At 66.4% G+C, this 18,809-nt stretch carries 16 protein-coding genes, 1 tRNA gene and 2 pseudogenes; 5 read left to right on the top strand and 14 right to left on the bottom strand.

Going from position 1 to position 18,809, the window contains the following annotated elements:
• The first annotated feature begins 56 nt into the window (after positions 1-56).
• From PIB19_RS10915 to PIB19_RS23645, 3 genes and pseudogenes are all read left to right on the top strand, one after another.
• Positions 57-964 (top strand): annotated as a pseudogene (locus PIB19_RS10915) (2-dehydro-3-deoxygalactonokinase).
• An 11-nt stretch (positions 965-975) separates the two neighbouring features.
• Entirely contained in the window at positions 976-2,184 is a 1,209-nt protein-coding gene (locus PIB19_RS10910) for an MFS transporter (protein WP_271240836.1), read from the top strand.
• A gap of 2 nt (positions 2,185-2,186) precedes the next feature.
• Positions 2,187-2,917, top strand: a pseudogene (locus PIB19_RS23645) (SDR family NAD(P)-dependent oxidoreductase).
• 8 nt (positions 2,918-2,925) lie between these two features.
• Here PIB19_RS23645 and PIB19_RS10895 read toward each other — a convergent pair.
• The 14 genes from PIB19_RS10895 to relB all read right to left on the bottom strand — a co-directional run bounded on the left by PIB19_RS10895 (position 2,926) and on the right by relB (position 18,143).
• A complete protein-coding gene (locus tag PIB19_RS10895; protein ID WP_271240833.1) occupies positions 2,926-4,560 on the bottom strand; it encodes an FAD-dependent oxidoreductase in 1,635 nt (544 codons plus the stop codon).
• Between the two features lie 23 nt (positions 4,561-4,583).
• A complete protein-coding gene (locus tag PIB19_RS10890) occupies positions 4,584-5,573 on the bottom strand; it encodes a fibronectin type III domain-containing protein (RefSeq protein ID WP_271240832.1) in 990 nt (329 codons plus the stop codon).
• Positions 5,507-6,382: a glycoside hydrolase family 2 TIM barrel-domain containing protein gene (locus tag PIB19_RS10885; RefSeq protein ID WP_271240831.1), complete on the bottom strand. Its 876-nt coding sequence runs from the start codon at positions 6,380-6,382 to the stop codon at positions 5,507-5,509. Before PIB19_RS10885 ends, PIB19_RS10890 begins: the two co-directional genes overlap by 67 nt.
• Positions 6,382-7,263, bottom strand: a complete 882-nt coding sequence (locus PIB19_RS10880; RefSeq protein WP_271240830.1) for a glycoside hydrolase family 2 protein — start codon at positions 7,261-7,263, stop codon at positions 6,382-6,384. Before PIB19_RS10880 ends, PIB19_RS10885 begins: the two co-directional genes overlap by 1 nt.
• Before the next feature lie 221 nt (positions 7,264-7,484).
• Entirely contained in the window at positions 7,485-10,097 is a 2,613-nt protein-coding gene (locus tag PIB19_RS10875; protein WP_271240829.1) for a TonB-dependent receptor, read from the bottom strand.
• A gap of 262 nt (positions 10,098-10,359) precedes the next feature.
• Positions 10,360-12,039 carry a tannase/feruloyl esterase family alpha/beta hydrolase gene (locus PIB19_RS10870; RefSeq protein ID WP_271240828.1) on the bottom strand — a complete coding sequence of 560 codons (1,680 nt, stop codon included), beginning with the start codon at positions 12,037-12,039 and terminating at the stop codon, positions 10,360-10,362.
• A gap of 295 nt (positions 12,040-12,334) precedes the next feature.
• Positions 12,335-12,409: transfer RNA gene (locus PIB19_RS10865), tRNA-Glu, on the bottom strand.
• Between the two features lie 63 nt (positions 12,410-12,472).
• Positions 12,473-14,239 (bottom strand): single-stranded-DNA-specific exonuclease RecJ, encoded by a 1,767-nt coding sequence (gene recJ / locus PIB19_RS10860; RefSeq protein WP_271240827.1) that lies wholly within the window; start codon positions 14,237-14,239, stop codon positions 12,473-12,475.
• Between the two features lie 55 nt (positions 14,240-14,294).
• The gene (locus tag PIB19_RS10855; protein ID WP_271240826.1) at positions 14,295-14,444 is read right to left on the bottom strand and encodes a hypothetical protein; all 150 of its coding nucleotides are present in this window, start codon (positions 14,442-14,444) and stop codon (positions 14,295-14,297) included.
• 132 nt (positions 14,445-14,576) lie between these two features.
• Positions 14,577-14,789 carry a hypothetical protein gene (locus PIB19_RS10850; protein ID WP_271240825.1) on the bottom strand — a complete coding sequence of 71 codons (213 nt, stop codon included), beginning with the start codon at positions 14,787-14,789 and terminating at the stop codon, positions 14,577-14,579.
• A 72-nt stretch (positions 14,790-14,861) separates the two neighbouring features.
• A complete protein-coding gene (locus PIB19_RS10845; RefSeq protein ID WP_077509887.1) occupies positions 14,862-15,074 on the bottom strand; it encodes a cold-shock protein in 213 nt (70 codons plus the stop codon).
• A gap of 252 nt (positions 15,075-15,326) precedes the next feature.
• Positions 15,327-15,560, bottom strand: coding sequence for a hypothetical protein (locus tag PIB19_RS10840; RefSeq protein ID WP_271240824.1), 234 nt, complete (start codon positions 15,558-15,560; stop codon positions 15,327-15,329).
• Positions 15,561-16,053: 493 nt separating this feature from the next.
• Positions 16,054-17,382: a DUF3597 domain-containing protein gene (locus PIB19_RS23025; RefSeq protein ID WP_336297309.1), complete on the bottom strand. Its 1,329-nt coding sequence runs from the start codon at positions 17,380-17,382 to the stop codon at positions 16,054-16,056.
• Positions 17,383-17,966: 584 nt separating this feature from the next.
• On the bottom strand, positions 17,967-18,143 hold the full coding sequence (gene relB / locus PIB19_RS10830; protein ID WP_271240823.1) for a type II toxin-antitoxin system RelB family antitoxin: 177 nt from the start codon (positions 18,141-18,143) through the stop codon (positions 17,967-17,969).
• Between the two features lie 183 nt (positions 18,144-18,326).
• Here relB and PIB19_RS10825 point away from each other — a divergent pair, with 183 nt between their 5' ends.
• The gene (locus PIB19_RS10825) at positions 18,327-18,482 is read left to right on the top strand and encodes a DUF433 domain-containing protein (RefSeq protein WP_271240822.1); all 156 of its coding nucleotides are present in this window, start codon (positions 18,327-18,329) and stop codon (positions 18,480-18,482) included.
• On the top strand, positions 18,479-18,802 hold the full coding sequence (locus PIB19_RS10820; RefSeq protein WP_271240821.1) for a DUF5615 family PIN-like protein: 324 nt from the start codon (positions 18,479-18,481) through the stop codon (positions 18,800-18,802). Before PIB19_RS10825 ends, PIB19_RS10820 begins: the two co-directional genes overlap by 4 nt.
• The last annotated feature ends 7 nt before the right edge of the window (positions 18,803-18,809 follow it).

Raw genomic sequence — 18,809 nt, 5'->3', positions numbered from 1 at the left:
GGGAGGTATGCGTGGCGAGTGGACGTTTCATCGCGGGGGACTGGGGCTCGAGCTTCATGCGCCTGCATCTCTGCGAGCCCGGCGCGCCGGTGCGCGTGATCGAGACGGCGAATGGTCGCGGCATCAAATTCTGCGACGATCCCGAAGCCGCCTTTTTCGAAGTCGCCGGAGCATGGATCGCGCGCGAAGGTCCGTTGCCGGTCGTGCTCGCCGGGATGGTGGGGTCGAATGTCGGCTGGGTCGACTGCCCTTATGCGGATTGCCCGGCGAACCTCGACGATCTCGCGGCGCGGATGACGCGGTTCGAAGTGCGCGGCGTGCCGGTCGCGATCGTGCCGGGTATTTCCTGCACCAACCTCTTCGGCCTGCCCGACGTGATGCGCGGCGAGGAGGCGCAGGTCTTCGGATGGTTGGCGCGGGCGGACAGTATCGGGCGCCGAACATTGTGCCTGCCCGGCACGCACGCCAAATGGTGCAGCGTCGCGGACGCACGCGTGACGCGCTTCTTCACCAGCATGACGGGCGAGATGTTCGAGATCCTCGTGACCCACAGCCTCGTCGGGCGCGGCATGGCGCCTGCCGAGCCGGGCGTGCCGATCGCCGCGCACGACCCGGCGTTCGTCCGCGGCGTGGATACCGTGCTCGCCGAGCCGCGGCTGGCGTTCGAGCATGCGATATTCTCGGCGCGCAGTCTCCTCGTCAAGGGAACCTCTCTGCGGAGACGGCACGGTCCTATCTCTCCGGCCTGCTGATCGGGTGTGAGGTGCGCGACGCGATTGCAGCACTGCGTGAGGCGGGCGAGCCGGTGGACCATGTGACGCTCATCGGCGCGCCGGAGCTTTCGGCACTGTATGGCGCGGTGCTCGATCGGCTCGGGGTTGGCCATGACATGGTCGACGGCCATGCCGCGAGCCTTGCCGGCCTCTCCGCGCTCACCGCGCATGCGCAGCAGGTGTCTGCGTGAGTTCCGTGAGCATGCCGCGGCCGCGCGTGCGCTGGGCGATCCTCGCATTGCTGTTCTTCTCGACCGTCCTCAACTATGTTGACCGGCAGACGCTCTCGATCCTCGCGACCACGATTCAGAAGGATCTGGCGATCGACGACATCGGCTATGCCCATGTCGTCCAGCTCTTCCTGATCGCCTATACGCTCGCTTATTTCGTCGTCGGCTGGCTCACCGACCGGCTCGGCTCGAAGCTGGCGTTGGCGCTGTTCGTCGGTTGGTGGTCGATCGCCAATATGATGACGGGGCTGGTCCACAGCGCCGGCCAGCTCGGCGCGGCGCGCTTCGCGCTCGGGCTCGGCGAGGCGGGCAATTACGTCGCCGCGCCCAAGGTGGTTTCCGAGCATTATGCGCCGCACGAAAGGGGTTTCGCGGTCGGCGTCTATACCGCGGGGGCGATGGTGGGAGCGACGATCGCGCCGCCGCTGATCGGCTGGCTGGCGCTCACTTATGGCTGGCGCTCGGCGTTCGTGGCGACGGGCGCGCTGGGGTTCGTGTGGATGGCGGCGTGGCTTGCGCTGCGCCACGGCCAGCCAAGCGAGGTCGCCTCCGGCGCGGCGGCCGAAAAGCCCTCGATCGGCGCGATCCTCACCGACAAGTCGGTCTGGGGCCTCGCACTCACACGAACGATCACCGATCCGGTCTGGTATTTCTATCTCTTCTGGTTTCCCAAATATCTGGGCGACGCGCGCGGGCTTCCGCTCGCCGCGATCGCCGCGACCGCGTGGGTCGTCTATCTTGCGGCGGACCTTGGCAGCATCGGCGGCGGCCTCCTTTCGGGTCGCTTCGTCCGCCGCGGCACCACGCCCATCGCCGCCCGCCTGCGCGTGATGGGGATGGGTGCCTGCCTGGCTCCGCTCGGCGCATTGATCGCGCTCCAGCCGTCGCTGCCGGTCACCTACGCGCTCGCCGGGCTCGTCGCGCTCTCGCACATGATGTTCCTCGGCAATCTCACTACGCTGGCGGTGGATCGCTTCCCCCAGGCGCGGGTGGCGACGATCTTTGGGCTGATCGCGGCGGGCAGCGGGATCGGCGGCATCCTCTCGACCCAGCTCGTCGGCGCCTTCGCCGCGACGCGCGACTATGGCACTATCTTCCTCATGATGGCGGCATTGCACCCGATCGGCTGGCTGATCGCCCGCGCGACCGCGGGCAAGCCGGCGGTGGAGCTGAGAGGATAGAGATGCGGCTCGACGGAGAGATTGCGGTGGTGACCGGCGCCGCGGGCGGGATCGGCGCGGCGGTATGCGAGCGGTTCGCCGCCGCCGGCGCGCGCGTCGCCGCGCTCGACCTCCAGGTGCCGTCCAACGGCGATATGGCGCTTGCCTGCGATCTCGCCGACGACGGTGCGGTGACGAACGCGGCCGACGCGATCCGGGCCCGGCTCGGCGCGCCGACGATCGTCGTCCATGCCGCCGCGACGACCGAGTTCGCCGGCACGCTGCAATCGTCGCCCGCCGCATTTCTGCGCGTCTATGACGTGAACGTCGGCGGTGCGCTGAGGCTCGTGCAGGCGTTCGCGCCGGACATGCAGCGCGCGGGGAAGGGGTGTTCACCTTCGTTTCCTCGATCAACGCGCGGATGGGCGCGCCCGGGCTCGCTGCCTATGCCGCTTCCAAGGGCGGGCTCGAGACTTTCCTAAAGACCTTCGCGCTCGAAGTCGCCGACAGCGGCATCCGCGCCAACGGAGTCGCGCCGGCGTCGGTGGATACCCCGATGCTGCAGGCCTCGTTCGATCGTGCGCCCGATCCGGCGGCGGCGCGTGCGGCAAATGTGCTCCGGCATCCGCTGGGCCGGCTCGGCACCGCGGAAGAAGTGGCCGAGCTCATCCTCTTCCTGTCCTCCGACGCCTCCGCCTGGATCACCGGCACGGTGGTGGGAATCGACGGCGGGGCGGGGATCACCCGACGCTGATCCGCCGGCTATTTCGGCTGGTGGAGCACCTGGCCCGCCGCGACCAGCTCGCGTTCGAGCGCCTCGTAAGGCACATCCTGCACGTCGCCCTGCGAGCGCAGCGACAGGCTCGCTGCGATGCCGGCGGACTCGCCCAGGATCATGAAGACCGGCTCCATGCGGATCGAGCCATAGGCGATGTGCGATGCCGAGATCGCCGCTGGCACCAGCAGGTTGCGTGCCTCGCCCCGCCGGGGCAGCAGCGACCGGTAGCTGATCTCATAGACGCGGCCCGGGCTGACTTCGATATTGCCCTCGTTGCGGGCGAAGCCACGGGCGTCGACGTAGCGACGAACATTGTGGGAATCCATGTTGTACGAGCCCAGTCCGACCGATTGCGGGGTCGGCGCCTGGCCGCGCAGGTGCTTTTCGGCCATCACGAAATCTGAGACCATCCTGCGCCCCTCGCGCACATAGATCTCGCGCGGCCAATTGCCATTGTCCCTGAACTCGTCGGCGCACAGCCCCCAGGGCGCCATCGCCGCGCGGACGTCGGCCGGCACGCGCGGGTCGTTCTGCATGAACCACAACAGGCCCTGCTGATAGTCGCGATGCTCGGCGAGGATCCGCTCGCGCTCGGCATAGGAGCCGGTCGGATAGCCGTAGTTCATCCCGATATTGTCGAAGGAGAAGCCGCCGAAATTGTTGGTATCGGTCTTGCCGTTCGGAATGGCGTCGTACTTGGTGAAGGGATCGCGCCAGCCGGTATCGTAATAGCGGGCGAGCAGCTCATATTGGCGCGGATCATAGTGCGCCGGCTTCACAAACGGCGCGCGGATATCGGGCCGCTTCGTCATGCACAGGCGATAGGTATAGGCCTGGATGCGCTTGTCTCCCGCGCCCTCGACGCCGGCAGGCCCCGGCTCGATCCGCGGCAGCAGCCCGCTTTCGGGTTTCCCCGGCACGACATGGGGATCCACGTCGCGAGTGAAATTGTGCGAGACCGAGTTGCGCGGCTGATTGCCGTTGAGCGTCTCGCCATATTGGGCATTGGCTTCGCGGCCGATGGTGAAGGACACGCCGGCCATCGCCATCAGGTCGCCTTCGTAGCTGGCGTCGATGAACAGATCGCCCGCGATCCTGCGGCCGTCCTCCGCGATCATTTCCCGGACCTTGCCGCCACGCACGACGACGCCCGATCGATCGAGCCGCAGTTTGAAGTCGTAGACCGGAACCACGCCGTTGCGCGTCAGCCAGTTCCGGTAGATCGCCTCGGCGACATGGGGCTCGAACACCCATTGGGTGTCGCGATCGTCGTTCGCTATGCCGGGATGGCGCTGCGGCGCGGGAATGTCGGTGATGTGGCGTTCGGCGTAATAGGATTTGACGTCGCGGTAGAATTGCCGCGCGAGGCCGCCGATCGCCTTGTGGTCGCCGGCATCGGCATAGCCGAGCCCGTTGGTGCTCATCCCGCCGATCCAGCCGTCGCGGCAGGCGAGCACGACATTGTGCCCGCGCCTTTTCACGGCGATCGCGGCGGTGATGCCGGCCGGCGTGCACCCATAGATCACGACCTGCGCGCGCAAGTCCGGCGCGGGGGCGGCATGCCCGGCGGAGGCGGAGGCCAGCAATACGGCGCAGAGCAACTTCGCGGCTCGGAACATGTGACTTTCTCCTATCCCTGGCATCAGTGCAGGCGCCTGAGTTCGAGCGCCTGGCCCGGCTGCCCGGAATCGTCGACCGCGCGCAGCGACACCGCTTGCGCGCGCCCGATGCCGCGCAGGAACACGGTGCCTGACGCAGCCGATCCTATGGGTAGGGTCCGCGTACCGAAGCGGGCCTCATAGCCGGCGGCATCGGGAACCGGATCGAAGACGAGCAGGGTGAGATCGCCCGGACCGGGCACGAGATAGCCGCTCGCCGGCGCCGGCAGATCGCCGGGCCCGTGCGGCGTGGCGGCGTGCGGTTCGGACCAGGCGCTGTCGAAGCCGATCCCGTTCCGGCGGCGCATGCGCAATTGATAGGTCTTGCCGTTCTCCAGCCCGGGAATTCGTGTGGCGCCGCGGGTGGTGACGCTGATCCTGCGCACCCGTTCGGTTCCGGGCAGCGTCAGCTCGATCTCGTAGAGATAATCGGTCGCCTCGGTCGAATAGTTCACGAACAGGGCCCGGTCGGCCGACTGGATGGACCACAGGATCGGCGGAAGGTCGTCGCGGGTGGTCATGGCGGAGACGGCGGCGCTGGGCGCGCTCTCGCCCGCTTCGTTGAATGCCACGAGCCGGAACGCGTAACGCTGATCGAGCTCCAGCCCGGCGACATCGACGAAATCGTTGATTGTCGGCGCCGCCTGTTTGGGGCCGCCGGGGCCGTCATAGGCAAGGCGATAGCCGTCGGCCCGGGCGACGGGATCGAACAGGACCCGCGCGGTCTTGCTCGACGCATGGACATGGCGGATCACGGGTGCCGCGGGAGGCGCCAGGTCGTTCTTCACCGTGAGCACCGAATAACCGAGCGGATCGATCAGATCGGCCAGGACCGTCGCTCCGCCGCGCTTCGCCGGCACCTTTAGGGTCACCGGCGCAGCGCCGGGGTCGAGCGGGGGCAGATCGATCAGGCCGGCGTCGATCGGGTCGCCCGCCGCGTCCAGCACGCGCCACAGGATCCGGTATCCCCGCATCGCATAAGCGGGCAAATCGTCGACGCCGCGGGGGCGAGGGTGATCGACCAATCCGCGCCGCGCCGCTGCAGCGCCATCTTCGCCACCGGCGCATGCGCCGCGCGGTAGGAGAAGTAGCTCCGCTTCGGCCGGCGGTCGCTGGTCAATATGCCCCAGCTGCGATTCTGCGACGGACCGGTCGGCGGGCTGAACGGCCAGCCGGCCCAGTCGCTGCGATAGTCGTTCAGCGTCCAGCGCGAGCCGCCGATCACATAGGGCTTGCCGCGCAACTGGTTCAGGAAGGCGTCGCCCGTGTCCTTCGCCTGGTTCGGATCCTCGCTGTCGAGTTCGCCACCGCCGCCATATTCCGTCAGGAAGATCGGCTTTCCGGGATGGAGCGCCCGCGTCTTCTCGACCGCGGCGGCGAGGTCGCCATAGGCGTTCATCGTGATCAGATCGGCGAACGCGATCGGATCGTCCTGCTGATTGCCGGCGGTGTTCGTCGCGTAGACGGCGAAGCGGCTCGGATCCAATGCCTTGGCGCGCGTGATGGCGGTGCGCACATATTCCCTCGCGCCCGGGTTGCGATCGTACCGGCCGATTTCGTTGCCGACGCTCCAGCCGATGATCGAGGGATGGTTGAACTGGGTGTCGATCAGCCGTTCCAGCCAGTCCGCCGCCACCTTCGAGCGTGCGTCGACCAGCTCGCTCTTGCCCCAGATCGGCAGCTCGCTGATGCTGAGGATGCCGACCTCGTCGAGATAGTCGAGAACCTCCGCGGGGAGCGGAAAGTGCGAAATCCGGCTCATCGTCGCGCCGAGCATCTTCATCAGGTCGATATCGGCGCGGTAGCGTGAGGGAGCAGGACGGAGCCGGTGCGGCGGTCTTCGGGGACCAGATTGAAGCCCACCGGCCGGATCGGCTCGCCATTGAGCAGGAGCCGCTCGCCCGCAATCTCCACCTTGCGGATGCCGAAACGGCTGGCCTGCGAATGGATCGTCGCGCCGCCCCGCATCAGGCTGACCTCGGCCTCGTAGAGTTGGGGCGAGTTCAGGTGCCAGAGATGGACCTGTGCGGGCTCCAATACGGTCTCGAAAGCGAAGTCACCGGTGCCGGCCAGGACCGGCGAAGTCCATATAACGACACCATCCCGGCGAAGCGTCACCTGCGCACTGATGTCTGTCGCAGGGCCGTCATGGCTGATTGCCAACGCCCGCACCGCGACCTTGGCGCGTCCGGTTTCGAGATCGGGCTCGGCCGTGATCTTCACGCGCTCGATCCGGGTTTCGTCCGTGATCTCCAGCCAAACCGGCCGGCGGATGCCGCCCCAATTCCATACCGCGCCGAGCCTGCGGCGATTGTCGACGCGGACGGTCAGCTGGTTGCGCTGGCCGGGCGGCGCCAGGTTCCGCAGGTTGAAATGGAAGGGCAGGAAGCCATTGTCGTTCGTGCCCAGCAAACGGCCGTTCAGCCAGACCGTCGCGTCGTTATAGGCCGCCTCGAACACCAGCCGGACCAGCTTGCCGGACCAGCCCGGATCGGTCGCGAATCCGGTGCGGTACCAGGCGGCGCCGGCATATTCGGAATGCTCGTTGATCACGTCCCAGACCCCGGGCACGGTCGCGTCTTCCCAGGCGGACGCATCGAAGGAGGGCGCGAACCAGGTGCGGTCCTCGCCCTCCGAATAGGGATCGGTTCGGAACTTCCACACTCCGTCCAGCGAATGGCGTGCCGTCCAGTCCTGCGGCGGGAGCCGGGAAGGGCGAGGCTCCGATGCTGCTGCGGTGGTTGCGGACAGAACCGCGGGGGCCGCGGCAAGCAGGAGCAAGCCGCGCCGGGAAATCCGCGGGATCGGGAAATCAGTCGATCGCATTCGCCTCTCCTTGCGTCCCGGCCGCCCCCGGATCCTGCCCCATTCGCAACCCGGGGGTCCTAGAAATTCAAGGATGCGCCGAACTTGAAGACGCGGCCGAACTGTACGTTGGTCACGAGCGCTTCGCTGAACCCGTCATAGGAGCGCTGCTGGCTGTCCAACAGGTTGATCCCTTCGAGGCGGAATTCCAGATTCTTGGTGACTCCATATTTGAAGGTCACGGCGAGATCCTGGTAGCTGTCATTGTACACGCCGTTGCCGCTCGATCCGTTGAGCGAGACGAAATAGGCGTCGCGCCAATTGTACGCCACGCGCAGGTTGAGCGGGCCCTTGTCGAAATATGCGACGAGATTGACGTTGTTCTTGGATAGCCCGGGGAAGGTGAAGCTGTGCCCGTTGGGGTCCTTCAGCGGCGTCTGGGAGGCGATGTAGGAATAGGTGACCAGCGCCCCGAAGCCGTCGAACGGCGCGGGCAGGAAAGTGAAAGGCTGCTGATACAGCACTTCGAACCCCTTCACGGTGCCGTTCTGGCCGTTGGTCGCGCGGCCGATCACATAGTCGATATTGTTGTACCGCTCGGGCGACAGGGCCGAGACGATGAAGCTGCCCACGTCCTTGTAGAACGCGCCGATCGAGATCAAACTCTCCTTGCCGAAATAATATTCGATCGACGCGTCATATTGCGTGGCGGAGAAGGCATCGAGATTCGGCGACCCGCCGCTGCCCGTGCCGGCCTGGATCTGCACGCCGTTCGCGAAAACCGGATCGTTGTTGAGCGCGATGCCGTTGTTGAGCGAGGCAGTGCTGGGGAAGGAGAGCACCTTCGCATAGCCCAGGCGGACCACCAGATCGTCGCTGAAGGTGAGCTTGGCAACGGCCGAGGGAAGGAAGTCGGTATCGTCGCGGCGGAAAATGGTCGGCGTGACGGTGGTGCCGGCAAGGATGTTGCCGATCGATTCCAGCTTCCGGCCGATATAGCGCACGCCGGCATTGCCCTCCAGCTGCGCGAAGCCGAGATCGGACTTGAAGTTCAGCTTGGCGTAGCCGTTCCAGAAGGTCTCGTTGATGTCGTAGGTGGAGCCGAGGCTGCTGACCGATTGCGAGGGGTTGAGGCATGCCGGATCCTGCGAGACCGTCGGGAAAGCCGTGAAGGCGTGGCAGGAGCCGACCGCCGATTCGATGGCGCCGAGATAGGAGCGCGGCACGCCGGCGAATTGCCCGGGCAGGAAGTCCGAGTTCGAGAACAGTCTGAGATATCCCGTCAGCGCGGATGCCGGCAGGTTCGGCCGCAGCAACGCGTTGTGCGGGCGCACGCTCGATTCGAGCCGCTCGTAGCGACCGCCGATCTCGAGCGAGGAGAGGAAGGACGAATTGAAAGCATATTCCACGTCGCCGCGGGCCTGCGTGTTCTTCGTGGCCGCCCTTCGCCCGTCGTCATAATAGAGCCCGAACGTCATGCCGGCGGGGTCGCTGAGGTTGAAGTTCGAGAAGTCGAAGGATCCGAAATCGCCTTCGCGGAAATCGAACCGGATCGGCCTGGCGGCGGAGGCGGGGAGCGTCAGGCGCACATAGTTGCGCGTCGAATTCGCGACCGAATCGCCGATCGCGACCTGGCCCGACAGCGTGAGCGCGTCGGACACCTGATATCGCGCCGTGATCGCCGTCGACCAGACTTCGTTCTCGATGTCGTAGAACGACATGTTGGTATTGGGCGTGGTGGTCGAGGTGCCGGCGAGCAGGACGTTATTCGGGGAGAAGATCGGATTGGAGAGGCCCGCGGTCGGCACGAAGGCGATCCAGTAGCGGTCGCGATCCGATGTCAGGCGGCTGTAGAATGCGTCGGCGGTCACTTCGAGGCCGTTGCCGGGGCGCCATTGCAGCACCCCGGTCGCGCCCAGTTTCTTGCGGTCGTCGCTGATCTGCTGCGCGCGCATGTCGGCATCGCCGGTGCGCCGGATGCCGCCATTGGTGAAGGCGGTGTAGCCGGAAAAGGTGCTGAGCCCCTGTTCGGCGATGTGCCGCTCGCTCATCGACACGCTGAACAGGTAGCCGAACGTGTCGTTCGCCATCGTGTTTGAAACCAGCCCGAACGCCTCGTAGCCGCTTCGCCCGGACATGCGGTCATAGATGACGCCGCCGCTCGCCGTGACGTGGAACCCCTTATTGTCGAGCGGCTTGCGGGTGTTGATGTCGACGATCCCGCCCAGTGCCCCCGCGATCTGGTCGGATCCGGCGAGCTTGGTCACCTGCAGGCTGGAAACGAGCTCCGACGGGATCAGGGCGAGCAGGCCGTAGGTGGATCCGCCCAGCTCGTCGATGCCCGATCCGCCGCGACCGGTCGGGTCGAACAGTTCGCGGCCGTTGTAGAGGGTGACGTTCTGGCGCAGGCCGCGAATGGCGATGCTCGTGCCTTCGCCGATGCCGCGGTCGAGCTGCACGCCGGAGACGCGGGCCAGCGATTCCGCGACATTGGTATCCGGCAGGCTGCCGATGTCCGACGCGACGATGGCGTCGACGAATTGGGTCGAATCGCGCTTGATCGCCCGGGCCTTGTCGAGGCTCTGGCGGACGCCGGTGACGACGATCTCCTGCTCCGGCGTGAGGGTCTCGTTCGCGGTGTCCGCGGGGGCACCTCCTGCGCGAATGCGGGCGCTGCCAGCGCGACGAGGCATGTACCGGCGAGCCAGATTGGTCCCAATGCGCGCATATTTCCCCTCTCCCTGCCAATTGGCTTATTTATGTCGCTTATATAGCACCATCATATTCGTGGCAAGCGCCTGATCCAACCGGAGAAGTCTGATATATTTCTTTTGAAATACAATATGATGGGCAGCATCTATGTGCAGGATGTCGAGCGGCGCTCGGGGCCCGCTCGCCAGCAATGCTTGCTAGAATCGTTACGAAAATAGGCACCGATCGAGACGAGGGCGGGGCTCAGTTCAGATAGCGTACGGCACTGGCGTGGACATTGCCCCGCGTCCGCGCCTTGCAGCGAAAGCTGGTCGCGAGGGCAGGGTCGCCGCCGGCATAATATGGGAATGCGGGATAGGGGCAAAGCGGGCGCTGTGCGACGATCGGCTTGCGCACGTCGTCGTCCTCGAAGCGCGTGCCCGTCAGCTGCGCCGGCACGCGGCTTCTCTCCACCCATTGCACGAGGGCGATGAGCGCGTCGCGGTCGGCCGACGTCTCCGTACCCGGCGCCACATCCTGGCCGATGTTCCACGCCCCGGGCCCACGCACGCAATGCGCCATGCCCGGCACGAGGAAGAGGCGCATATAATCCTGCACATCGGCAAGATCGCCTCCGCTCGCGCGCAATAGTCTCTCGTAATAGTCGATCGAAGTGTCGAACGGAATGACCGGGTCGCTGAGGCCATGGTACCAGAGAATCTTCCCTCCGTGCCGGCGGAAAGGGACCAGATCCGTGCTGTTCGCATTGAGAATCCCGGCCAGCGCGCCATCGACACGATCGACGTCGCGGTCGAAATCGAACAAGGCCGGCTTGAACGTGTCGCGGCCGAAAACCCAGTAAAGGGGTAGAATTGGGTGAGCGGCCAGGTGTCGAGCTGCTGCGTCCCGAGGCCCGGCGGCGTCGCCTCGCTGCCGATCGCGACAGGCGCATAGATTCTGCTCGCCGCTGCGGGGATTGACTGCGCCGCCATAGACCTTGCGAAGGGCGAGGAACTGCGCATCCGTCAGGCAATCTTCTTGATCGCCGGCGTTGCAGCGGGGGACATCCACATCCTCGAACCTGCACCCGCGCGGATCGGTGAGGTACGTGTCACTCGGCGCGCCGCCGTCTTTGCCACGCCCGCACGCCTTGATGATCGCGCGGTGGACAAGGTCCAGCTTGATGTTCGAAAGCCTGCTGCCGGGCGTCTCCACGAGAGCGTTCCAGTTCCAGACGAACGACATATGGATGTGCGTCCGGTCCTGCGCCGGGGCTCCCACCAGGATCCCGTCATAATCGGCGGGATAAAGCTGCGCGTTGACCAGCGCCTGCTGGCCTCCCGTCGAGCACCCCATGAAATAGGAATATTGCGGCGGCTTGCCGTAAAAGGCCTTGATGAACCTTCGCGCCGCGCGGGTCATCTCGTGGTTGGCGCGATGGCCGAAGTCGCGCCATCGTGCCGGCTGCCCCATCGTAGTGAGAACATTCGGCGCAGTCCCAAGATCGGAGTTCGCAACCGCGAAGCCGCGCCTGAGATTCTGCATCATCGGATTTCCAAGCGAAAGCCGGCCCCCGCCGCCGCCATTACCCGTCGCCAGGAAGCGCCCATTCCATCCAGCGGCAGGCAACCAGAGCTCCACGCCGATCGCCGACCCGCTTTCAGGGCGCATCGTCAGGTTGATGCGGCAAAAGGTGGGGAGCTGTGGCGCGGGTACTGCCTTGCCGTCCCGATCCTGCAATATCGCTTTGCCGGCCTGCGTGAACACGGCCGATGTGACGGTTGCTCGATCGAGCCGCAAATTGCGCATCGCGTCACATTTGGCGACGCCTGAGGTCTTGCCGAGGTGGGAGGCCGGGAGGGTACGCGCCGTCGCATTCGACGCAACCGGCCCGAAAAGAGCGGCGATTACCCAGGGCACTGCGCGAGGCAAGATACGGATCAATCGCATTGTCCCATGCGCACCAAAGAGATGCAGTTTACCCTGTCGTCGGCTTTGTGTCGCTTTAATAGCATCGACATATTCAATTCAAGTGACCCCTGGGCCTGCTTCGATCAAACGCAAGAGCCGTCATCAGGCGATTGAAACCAGCGATGCTCGCGAGCTCAGAATCGCTGTCGGCTGTTCAAGGCGCGCCAAGATATGCCGCTGGAGCCGAGAAAATATGTGGGACGAAATGAGGGAGCGAGTCTGAACCGACCGTCTCACACGGCGCAACTGCGCCACTTCCGCTTGACGATGGTGACCCCTACGGGAATCGAACCCGTGCTTCAGCCGTGAAAGGGCCGCGTCCTAACCGCTAGACGAAGGGGCCATGCCGGAGCGTGGAAGCGCCGGTTAGGGAAGGATGGGGCGCGGGTCAAGCACCTCAAGCGCTTCAATCGGCCCAGGCCGCATCCTCGATGTGAAGTTCGGCCGCGGGGCGGGCGCCCCAATCGTCGATCCTGGCCCGGCCGGCGAGCCATAACTTGCGGTGACGCGGCGCGGAGAGCAGGGCCGCGCCCAGTTCGGTTTCGGCCTGGCGGAAGGCGACTGCCTTGAGGCTGCGGCCGTCATCGCCCGCGACGATGACCCGCACGTGCCCGCCCGTGCCGACGACATCGGCCTTGAGCACGGTGATCGGCCCGGCGACGACGCGCGGCGCGGGCCAGCCCATGCCATAGGGGCCGCCGGCTTCCATCGCATTGACCAGTTCCGGATTGACCCCGCCGGGCGCCAGCACTGCGTCGAGCAGCAGCGCGCGCTCGCCCATCGCCGCGGTGATACGTTCCGACAAACGCTCCTCGAGGAAGTCGGCAAAGGCCTCCAGCCGATCCTCGGCGATGGTGACGCCGCACGCCATTGCATGGCCGCCGCCGGCGTGGAGCAGGCCCGCATCCTTGGCGGCGAGCACCGCCGCGCCGAGATCGACGCCGGGGATCGAGCGCCCCGATCCCTTGCCGACCCCGTCCTCATCGAGCGCGATGACGATCGCCGGGCGGCCGAGCTTCTCCTTGAGGCGGCCCGCGACGATGCCGATCACGCCGGGATGCCAGCCGCGGCTCGCGACGATCACCACGGCGCGATTGCCCTTCGCCATGCAGAGATCCTCGGCGGCGGCCTGCACCTGTGCCTCGATCGCGCGGCGCTCCTCGTTGAGGATATTGAGCTCCTCGGCGATCGCACGGGCTTCGTCGGGATCGCGCGTGGTGAGCAGGCGGACGCCGAGATCCGAACGGCCGACGCGGCCGCCGGCGTTGATGCGCGGCCCCAGCGCGAAGCCCAGATCGGTGCAGGTCGGCGCGCGCGTGAGGCGCGATGCCTCGATCAGCGCATTCATGCCGATATTGCGGCGCTGCGCCATTACCTTCAGCCCTTGGGCGACGAAGGCGCGGTTGAGCCCCTTCAGCGCGGCGACATCGGCAACGGTCCCCAGCGCGACGAGATCGAGCAGGTCGAGCAGCCGCGGTTCGGCGCGCGCCTTGAAATAGCCGCGAGCGCGCAGGGTGCGGATCAGCGCGGCACCGAGCACGAACGCGACGCCCACTGCCGCGAGATGCCCGTGCGCCGCGCCCTCGGTCTCGTCGAGCCGGTTCGGATTGATCACGGCATAAGCGACGGGGAGTTCGGCGGCGCATTTGTGATGGTCGCAGACGATCACGTCGGCACCCGCGTCGCGCGCCATCGCCAGCGCCTCGAAGGCCATGGCGCCGCAATCGACGGTGACGATCAGGCCCGCGCCCTCGCGGTGCAGCCGCACCAGCGCCTCGCCGGAGGGGCCATAGCCTTCCATCAGCCGGTCGGGGATATAGGGCCGCGCCTCGAGCCCGAGATCGCGGAGCAACAGGACGAGCAGTGCCGCGGACGTGGCGCCATCGACGTCATAGTCGCCGAAGATGGCGACCTGCTCGCCCGCTTCGACTGCGTCGGCCAGGCGCTCGGCGGCCTTGTCCATGTCGCGGAAGATCGACGGATCGGGCATGAATGCCCGGATGCTGGGTGCCCGGTGGTCGTCGATCGCCTCGCGGGGGCAGCCGCGGGTGAGCAGCAATTGGGTCACCAGATCGTCGGGCGCGAAATTCGGGTCGCGTGCATCCGCCGCCAGCCCGCGCCAGCGCCAGGGCTGGCCGAGGATCGAACGATGGATGTTGAGGACCGGAGACATCCGGCCGTTCTGGTCGCCGCGATGCCGCTTGTCGAGAGCCGGTCCCCCGGCAGGCCTATTCGGGCGGCGCGCGTTTCTCGGCGGCGATGCGTTCGGCATAGCCGCGTGCCATGCGTTGATGGGCGATGCGAGCCGGCGTGGATGCGGCGGCGGCGGCGCGGGCGGTTGCGTCTGCGTGACGGCGACTCAGATAGTCGAGGTCCATGGCAAGCTCCTGGGGTGCTGGTAAGCGGGAGCGCAGTCCTGTCTCTCAGCCACCGGCGCTTACGAAAGTCAGCGTGCCGATGGTGAGTCGCACCCTAGCATGAGAGCCGGGTTTTGCCGAGTCGGTAAGAAGCTATTCCACGCCGAGGGCGATGGCGGCGCGGGCCTGGGCGGCGCCTTCACGGACGGCGCGGCCGCGCTCGGTGCGTTCCTGGCGCTCGGCCATCTGGGTCCACGCCTGGGCGGCGCGCAGATTGCGCTCGCGGACATTGGCGAGCGTCGCATTGTCGGCTTCGGCCTGGGCCTTTTCGGCCTGGGCACGATAGGTATTGACGAGATCGGCCATCACAAGCTCCGGAAACGAGAAAGGGAGCGCGGCGCCCCGGCCCGAGAAACGGGCGGGGCGCCGCAGCGTTCCTTATTCGCCGGCCTGGAGGTTGACCGCGGCCATCTTGCCCTTCTTGTCGGGCTCGAGATCGTAGGTCACGCGCTGGTTCTGGTTCAGCGTGCTGAGACCGGCGCGCTCGACGGCGGTGATGTGGACGAACGCGTCCGGGCCGCCATTGTCGCTGGCGATGAAGCCATAGCCCTTGTCGGCGTTGAAGAATTTGACGGTGCCCTGCTGGGTCATAACTTATTCCTTCTGTGATCGGCGCGCCCCGTACGGGCGGACCTCGTGCTGCGGAGGCGAGGAGAAGGAAAAGGAGCCGCAAAGCGCCAAGTGACCGTCTGATTGCGACTGTAGCGAGGTGCATATGGGCGCTTTGGCCCGAAATTACAAATCGAGTGCCAATCGACTTGGCCCGCAGGCCGGTCAGGGCATGGCAAAAGCCACGCATGCCCTAATGCAGGGCACGGCAACAGCCGCGCCCTGTAGGCTTGCTCAGCCGAGCACTTCGCGAACGGCGGCGCGGGCGACTTCGCGCGGGCACGGCTCGATCGGGAAGAGACGACGGTGAGCGGGGATGAATGCGTCGAACGCCTTGCGCCCGCCGCGGGTAATCTGGGTGTCTTCGATATTGGTAAAAAGTTCATTCTGGTTCCTGTTGGGGTTTTCGAAATCGTCCCGACTGCAGCGACCGGCGGGATGCCGGATGCGGAGATGCGACGCGGCCATTGGCCTGCTGCATCCCATGCTGCGGAAAGGACGAAGGGCGCCGCGGTTCCGTCCGGATTTCCGGGGAGAACAGCCGCAATGCGGCGGGCGCCTGAGGGTAATGTAGGATGGCGAGCGTGATTTAACAAGCGTGGGGCTCGATAAAGAAGAAGTGACGGGTTCACGCGAAGGCGCGAAGGCGCGAAGAAGACGGCCCAAGCGGCATGGTTCGCCGCCGCGCCAGCGGAAGACGGCCAAGATGTTTCACGCACGGCGCGCCGAATAGCTTTCGCTCCATTCTTTCTTCGCGCCTTCGCGCCTTCGCGTGAACCATTTCTTGTTCGTCATCCCGGCGGAGGCCGGAATCCAGAGCCATGGGCGACGTGGCTTGTGGCTCTGGGCCCCGGCTTTCGCCGGGGTGACGAAGAAGGGGCGTGCTCCGCGAGCGGATCGCTTGCTGAGACTCCCCTCTCCCCGGCCCTCTCCCCGCGAGCGGAGAGAGGAGAAGAGAGCCTCAATCCTTCAGGCTGGCGGGGACGTTGCCGCCGTTCTTGGCGAGCTCCTGCATCACGGCCTTGTGGAGCCAGATGTTCATTTCCGCCGACCCGTCCTTCGCGCCGGTATAGCCGAGCTCGGTGGCGAGCTCCTTGCGGTTGTCGAGGCTCGAATCCAGGCCGAGCAGTTTCATCAGGTCGACGATCGACGTGCGCCAGTTGAGGTCGGCGGTGCCGCGCTCGGTCTCGAAGACGATCAGCGCGCTCTCGACATCGACCGGTTCCGGCGCGGCGGGGGCGGCGGCCGGGGCGGGCTGGGCCTGCGCCGCACCGGGACTTTGGGCGGGGGCCGGGGCCTGCGGAGCGGCGGGCGCGGCGGCGGCGGCCTTGCCGAAAATGGCGTCCTTGATCTTGCCGAAGATGCTCATGGTTGATCCTCCCATATCGGCGCGAAGTTGCGCGGACCGCGGCTCAACGCACGAACCCGTAACAATGTGCCCGGACGCGGCATCGGAGGGCTCGGCGGGCGCATCGGCGGGTTCGTCGGCGGGCGCTTCGTCCGCGGGATCGACGGAGAAGCCGAAATGAAGGTCGCGCTGGCGGGCCTCGACGGCCTCGCGCGCGGCGAGCTCGGCCTCGTCGTCGGCGTCGTAGACGTCTTGTTCGGCCGGGCTCAGCGCGCGCGAATAATCAGGGTCGCCATAATAGCCGGATTCCAGGCCGTCGAAATCCGCGGGCGGCGGGAAGTGGGTGCGCCATTCCTCGAGGTCCTCGTCCCACCAGACGGGGGCGTCCTCGAACGCCGCCGCCGGTTGACACGGTTGACACGAATCGCGGTTGTCACGCGTGTCAGGGGCGCGGTTGTCACGTGTGTCAGGGGCGAGGGCGACCAGCCCGCAGGCCTCGGCGCGGATCCATTGCTCGGCGGTCCAGTGCGCGCGCTCGGCGGGATCGAGATCGGCGGTGTCGAGGGGCTCGGCGATGTCGGTATGGGTGCGCAGCCACCTGTCGGCGCGGGCGAGCGCGCGGATCGGGGCGAGATCGTCCTCGCTCGCGGGCTCGCTCCGCGCGGCGAGGAACGCGCCGGCGCGCGCCGGCCCGCCGTCGCGGCCGATCAGGTCGAGATATTGGGCGAAATCGGCGGCGATCAGCCGCGCGGCGGCGGCGATGCCCGGCCCCTTGGCGGCATCGGCCATGCGATCGAGCCGGTTGAGCACCGCCATGGCGTGGCGATTGTCGTGGCGATGGCGCGTGACGATGCTGCCGTCGTCGCGGGTGACGGTGTCGCGGACGCCGTTGAAGGCGCGGTCCATCAGATCGTCGGCGAGCGCATCACGCGCCTTGAGCACCGCCGCGTCCCAGCCGAGCGCGAAGCTCTGCCCGCGCGGGGAATTGCGCAGCGCATAGGCCGATTGCCGCGACAGCCCGACGATCGCGCAGGCCCGGATGACGTTGTGCCCCTCCGACAGCGCTTCGAGGAAGCAGCGCTGCTTGTCGGGCGTCCAGCCTTCGTGGCGCGTGGCGCCGGGGGCGGGGAGAAGCCGTGAAAGGCGGCGTGATCGAAGGTGGAGGGATCGTAGGCGTAAGGCTGGGTCTCGGTCTGGGCGTTCATGGGCGGGTCCTTCGTGCGTTCGACTCGGAGGACTCGCCAGATATGCCGGGGCGGGGTTTGTAGGAAAGTGGTTTGTTCTGTGTTTGTTCTTTTTCGGGAGGTGCGTGGCGTATCAGCAACATACGTCATCCCGGCCTTGTGCCGGGATCCACTGTGCAGCTGGGCGGGAAGCTGGAGCGCTTGGCTTTCGCTGGCGGCGCAGTGGGCCCCGGAACAAGTCCGGGGTGACGAAGAAGAAGATGGATTCACGCGAAGGCGCAAAGACGCGAAAGAGTGGGTTCGCGCGGAGGACGCGGAGGCTGGCCGTTAGACGCGGCGGCGTCAGTTCGCCTTGTGCTTGTCGATGATCGCCTGCGCCATCGCCATGACCTCGTTATGCGGGATGCCGGGCTCCTTGGACGCCATCGCCTTCTCGACCTTGGCGCGGAACCACGCGTCATGCGCCTCGGCGTCTTCGGTCGTGGCGAACTCGGACTCAATGGGCGAGAGCTTGGCCATGCGGAGAATATAGCGTCGGTGGAGGCCGGTAGGAAGGACGCGGCGTGATCCTTCGAGGGCGAAGCCAGAAGTTGCGATTTTCGCATATTAGGCACATCTTGATGTGATGACGCTGGCAGGCTTCCCCGGATTGCGGTCGACCCCGCTATATGTGGCGGGCGGCCTGTCGTCGCCGGGACCCGCGTGCGCGTGACCGACGTGCTGGAAATGCTGGCAGGCGGCGCGAGCCCGGCCGAGATCGCCGGCGACTTTCCGTATCTCAGCGAGGATGATGTGCGCGCAGTGCTTGCCTATGCGGCGGCACAGGCGGACCATCCGGTGGTGCTCGCCGCCGAATGAACTTCCTGATCGACGCGCAATTGCCGCCGGCCTTGTGCGGGTGGTTGCGCGAGCGCGGGCATCAGGCGGTGCATGTGTTCGAGATCGGCATGGTAGCGGCGAGCGATGCGGAGATTGCGGCGCGGGCCGAGGCCGATGGCGCAGTGCTGGTCAGCAAGGATGAAGACTTCGTGACGCTGCGACTGCCGGATCGGTTTATGTTTGTTTGGTTGCGGTGTGGGAATACGACGAACCGGGCGCTGGCGGCGTGGCTGGAGGCGCGATGGGAGCAGGTTGAGGCGCTGCTGGAGGCAGGAGAACTGTTTGTAGAAGCAAGATAATGTAGTC

The organism is Sphingomonas sp. 7/4-4 (genome assembly GCF_027941955.1).
GTDB lineage: Bacteria > Pseudomonadota > Alphaproteobacteria > Sphingomonadales > Sphingomonadaceae > Sphingomonas.
The sequence above is the reverse complement of the archived record's forward strand: the minus strand, read 5'-3'. Positions and strand labels throughout refer to the sequence as shown.